The sequence below is a fragment of the Rhodoferax sp. GW821-FHT07G04 genome, from assembly GCF_059418585.1.
This window is the reverse complement of record NZ_JBWKQD010000025.1, coordinates 1-1,046: the sequence shown is the minus strand read 5'-3', so window position 1 is coordinate 1,046 and position 1,046 is coordinate 1. Positions and strand designations below refer to the sequence as shown.

Here is a 1,046-nt window from a genome sequence, read left to right as displayed (position 1 = left end):
CTGCCCACGGGACAGGTCACCTTCTATGACGGTGCCACCTCCCTGGGCAACGTCACCCTGGTCAATGGCTACGCCACCTTGGCCGTCAACACCCTGGCTGCGGGCAACCACAGCATCACGGTGCAGTACGCGGGAGATCCCAACACGGCAGCGGCCACCTCGGCGGTGGTGGGCCAGACCATCATCGCCACGCCGGTCAGTGTGAGTCTGAGCAGCTCGGCCAACAGCATCAATGCGGGCAATCAGATCACGTTGACGGCCAATGTGTCGGGTCTCAGGGACCTCAGCAGCGTGCCTACAGTGAGCACTGCGGGATTGACTGTGTCCGGTAATACCGTCACGAAGACGGCAACTGCAGCCGGTTATGACAACTCCATACGCAGCACGATCGGGTATACCGGTGGTGCCAGCGTGAGCTTTAGAGCAACCAACAGCTCCAACGCTACGGTTGGGTTGACGACCGACCCTACTGCCGACAACAACTACAACAGTATTGACTGGGGTATTTATTGTTACCTCGGCAGCGGCATCTGGATTGAGGAAAACGGCACTGGCACAAACATTGGCACCTACGTTGCCAACGACATACTGAGCGTCACCTACGACGGCGCCACCATCAAGTATTGGAAAAACGATACCGTCTTGCTTTCCAGAAATGTGGTCATCACGCAACCGCTGTACATGGATTCATCGTTCTATTCAAGCGGTGACCAAGTCAACATCCTGGGTTTCTCTGGTCAGACCACTCCATTTACCGGGGCCAGCAACACCGTAACTTTCTACAACGGCCAGACGGCGATTGGATCGGCCACAGTCAACAGCGGCGGGGTGGCCAACTTCACCACCAATGGACTGACCGATGTAGGCAATGCCAACATCACTGCGGTCTACAGCGGAGACGGCTACAACGCCAGTGCCGCCTCAGCCGCCAAGGCCATCACCGTCTTGAGCGCGTCGGGCCTGCCAGGGACCACCACAACCCTGAGCAGCTCAGCCGCCAGCACGGTTGCCGGCCAAAGCGTCAACTTCACGGCCACCGTCACCGG

1 protein-coding gene is annotated in these 1,046 nt (G+C 58.6%); it reads left to right on the top strand.

What is annotated here, in order from left to right:
• The coding region (locus AC07OO_RS25525) for an Ig-like domain-containing protein (RefSeq protein WP_495084989.1) at positions 1-1,046 on the top strand (1,046 nt) is incomplete at both ends.